At 52.8% G+C, this 3,973-nt stretch carries 2 tRNA genes and 2 rRNA genes; all 4 read right to left on the bottom strand.

Annotated elements, in window-relative coordinates:
- Positions 1–224 precede the first annotated feature (224 nt).
- The 4 genes from rrf to HWX62_RS32790 all read right to left on the bottom strand — a co-directional run bounded on the left by rrf (position 225) and on the right by HWX62_RS32790 (position 3,932).
- Positions 225–337: ribosomal RNA gene (rrf, locus tag HWX62_RS32775) — 5S ribosomal RNA — on the bottom strand.
- 226 nt (positions 338–563) lie between these two features.
- Positions 564–3,444 (bottom strand): 23S ribosomal RNA (locus HWX62_RS32780).
- Between the two features lie 297 nt (positions 3,445–3,741).
- Positions 3,742–3,817 (bottom strand) — tRNA-Ala (locus HWX62_RS32785).
- A 38-nt stretch (positions 3,818–3,855) separates the two neighbouring features.
- A tRNA-Ile gene (locus HWX62_RS32790) sits at positions 3,856–3,932 on the bottom strand.
- Positions 3,933–3,973: the final 41 nt, after the last annotated feature.

Genomic DNA, 3,973 nt, shown 5'->3' on the forward strand with positions numbered 1-3,973 from the left:
AATTTGCTCTTCGCTGAACCGCGACTTCTTCATGACAAGGGTTCTCCTGCGGCCTTGCCACTAACTTTACAGTGGGATACTTCGGAGGGGAAAGGTCAGTGCCGGGCAGATTTTTTCCGATTTTGCGGATCAGGATCTGATAAGTGCCACGAGACACGCCGCACATTTCCGTCGCCCAAATGCAAAAACCCCCGCCTTTTGGGCGGGGGTTTCTGGCTTAGGGAGCCTGACGATTACCTACTTTCACACGGGAATCCGCACTATCATCGGCGTAGAGTCGTTTCACGGTCCTGTTCGGGATGGGAAGGGGTGGGACCGACTCGCTATGGTCATCAGGCAAAGGGGGTTGTTGCGTTGCTTCGCAGCGCAACCAATCTTGGAAGAAGCAGTAATTTTGAGTTGTGTGTATCACACACGAGAATCCAACTTGTCTCATCTTGCTACGCAGGTCGCCGGCACTTCAACCGGCGCGCCGCATCGATCAGCTTCGCTGCTCGATGCTCTGCGTGGGATGCTCGTAAGTGCTGAAGCACTAACGATCATCGACAAGGCAGACTTGTTATAGGATCAAGCCTTACGGGCAATTAGTATCGGTTAGCTGAACACATTACTGCGCTTACACACCCGACCTATCAACGTCCTGGTCTCGAACGACCCTTCAAGGAGGTCTAGCCTCCAGGGATATCTCATCTTAAGGCGAGTTTCCCGCTTAGATGCTTTCAGCGGTTATCTCTTCCGAACATAGCTACCCGGCGATGCCACTGGCGTGACAACCGGTACACCAGAGGTTCGTCCACTCCGGTCCTCTCGTACTAGGAGCAGCCCCCTTCAAATATCCAACGCCCACGGCAGATAGGGACCAAACTGTCTCACGACGTTTTAAACCCAGCTCACGTACCTCTTTAAATGGCGAACAGCCATACCCTTGGGACCGGCTACAGCCCCAGGATGAGATGAGCCGACATCGAGGTGCCAAACACCGCCGTCGATATGAACTCTTGGGCGGTATCAGCCTGTTATCCCCAGAGTACCTTTTATCCGTTGAGCGATGGCCCTTCCATACAGAACCACCGGATCACTATGACCTGCTTTCGCACCTGCTCGACTTGTCGGTCTCGCAGTTAAGCACGCTTATGCCATTGCACTATCAGCACGATTTCCGACCGTACCTAGCGTACCTTCGTACTCCTCCGTTACGCTTTGGGAGGAGACCGCCCCAGTCAAACTGCCTACCATGCACTGTCCCCGACCCGGATCACGGGCCAAGGTTAGAACCTCAAACAAACCAGGGTGGTATTTCAAGGACGGCTCCACCGAAACTAGCGTTCCGGTTTCATAGCCTCCCACCTATCCTACACAGATCGGTTCAAAGTCCAATGCAAAGCTACAGTAAAGGTTCATGGGGTCTTTCCGTCTAGCCGCGGGTAGATTGCATCATCACAAACACTTCAACTTCGCTGAGTCTCGGGAGGAGACAGTGTGGCCATCGTTACGCCATTCGTGCAGGTCGGAACTTACCCGACAAGGAATTTCGCTACCTTAGGACCGTTATAGTTACGGCCGCCGTTTACCGGGACTTCAATCAAGAGCTTGCACCCCATCATTTAATCTTCCGGCACCGGGCAGGCGTCACACCCTATACGTCCACTTTCGTGTTTGCAGAGTGCTGTGTTTTTATTAAACAGTCGCAGCCACCAGTTTATTGCAACCCCTTCACCCTCCTGGCGCAGGCCAGTCAAGCTACAAGGGCGTACCTTATCCCGAAGTTACGGTACCAATTTGCCGAGTTCCTTCTCCCGAGTTCTCTCAAGCGCCTTAGAATACTCATCTCGCCCACCTGTGTCGGTTTGCGGTACGGTCATCGTTAGACTGAAGCTTAGAGGCTTTTCTTGGAACCACTTCCAATTGCTTCGCTCCCGAAGGAGCTCGCGCCACACCCTTGAATCCTGCGCCCGGATTTGCCTAAGCGCCTTCTCCAATGCAGCGACCGGGACTTCCAACACCCGGACAACCTTCCGCGATCCGTCCCCCCATCGCATCTAACAATGGTGCAGGAATATTGACCTGCTTCCCATCAGCTACGCATTTCTGCCTCGCCTTAGGGGCCGACTCACCCTACGCCGATGAACGTTGCGTAGGAAACCTTGGGCTTACGGCGAGGGGGCCTTTCACCCCCTTTATCGCTACTCATGTCAGCATTCGCACTTCCGATACCTCCAGCACCCTTTACAAGGCACCTTCGCAGGCTTACGGAACGCTCTCCTACCATGCGAGCAAGCTCGCATCCGCAGCTTCGGTATATGGCTTAGCCCCGTTACATCTTCCGCGCAGGACGACTCGATCAGTGAGCTATTACGCTTTCTTTAAAGGGTGGCTGCTTCTAAGCCAACCTCCTGACTGTTTTAGCCTTCCCACTTCGTTTCCCACTTAGCCATATTTGGGGACCTTAGCTGGCGGTCTGGGTTGTTTCCCTCTTGACACCGGACGTTAGCACCCGATGTCTGTCTCCCGTGATTGCACTCTTCGGTATTCGGAGTTTGCTATGGCGGGGTAATCTGCAATAGACCCCCCAACCATGACAGTGCTCTACCCCCGAAGGTGAGACACGAGGCACTACCTAAATAGTTTTCGGAGAGAACCAGCTATTTCCAGGTTTGTTTAGCCTTTCACCCCTATCCACAGCTCATCCCCTAACTTTTCAACGTTAGTGGGTTCGGACCTCCAGTACGTGTTACCGCACCTTCATCCTGGCCATGGATAGATCACCTGGTTTCGGGTCTACGCCCAGCAACTGAACGCCCTATTCGGACTCGCTTTCGCTACGCCTGCCCTATACGGTTAAGCTTGCTACTGAACGTAAGTCGCTGACCCATTATACAAAAGGTACGCCGTCACCCCTTACGAGGCTCCGACTGTTTGTATGCATGCGGTTTCAGGATCTATTTCACTCCCCTCCCGGGGTTCTTTTCGCCTTTCCCTCACGGTACTGGTTCACTATCGGTCGATCACGAGTATTTAGCCTTGGAGGATGGTCCCCCCATCTTCAGACAGGATTTCACGTGTCCCGCCCTACTTGTCGCACACCTAGTTCTTTCATACTGTTTTCGCCTACAGGGCTATCACCTGCTATGGCCGCACTTTCCAGAGCGTTCGGCTAACAATACAAATAAAGAGTGCAAGGCTCATCCCATTTCGCTCGCCACTACTTTGGGAATCTCGGTTGATTTCTTTTCCTGCGGTTACTTAGATGTTTCAGTTCACCGCGTTCGCTTCACATGGCCTATGTATTCAGCCATGGATACTCCAAAAGGAGTGGGTTTCCCCATTCGGACATCTACGGATCAAAGCTTGTTTGCCAGCTCCCCGTAGCTTTTCGCAGGCTACCGCGTCCTTCATCGCCTGTGATCGCCAAGGCATCCACCACATGCACTTGTTCGCTTGACCCTATAACGAGTCTGTCTCATCTTCCGACGCTACAGTCGCTACAGGTTGAGTTCTCGCGTTGTGCCGTATTCCAATTTAAGTCGAACATAGAGTTCGAATCATCTTGAGATACATCGATACAATCACAACCCGGATAGTTTTCACGTCCATCTCAAAGACGCTTCCGCTATCCAAATTACTTACTTCTTCCAGATTGTTAAAGAACGACAGCCGATACTTTCGTACCGCTCTGACTGGCTCAATCGCCAATGACAAAGACTCGAACCACGCTTCGTTCGAACGCTTGTCATTGAAGATTGGTGGAGGCAGACGGGATCGAACCGACGACCCCCTGCTTGCAAAGCAGGTGCTCTCCCAGCTGAGCTATGCCCCCATGTACAGAATTCCTCAGGTGTACCTACCGCCAGACAATGGTGGGTCTGGTTGGATTCGAACCAACGACCCCCGCCTTATCAAGACGGTGCTCTAACCGACTGAGCTACAGACCCCTGAGTCTGTCTTTAATTTACAGCCGATAAGCGTGAGCGCT

The sequence above is a fragment of the Burkholderia sp. BCC0506 genome, from assembly GCF_902833145.1.
Lineage (GTDB): Bacteria > Pseudomonadota > Gammaproteobacteria > Burkholderiales > Burkholderiaceae > Burkholderia.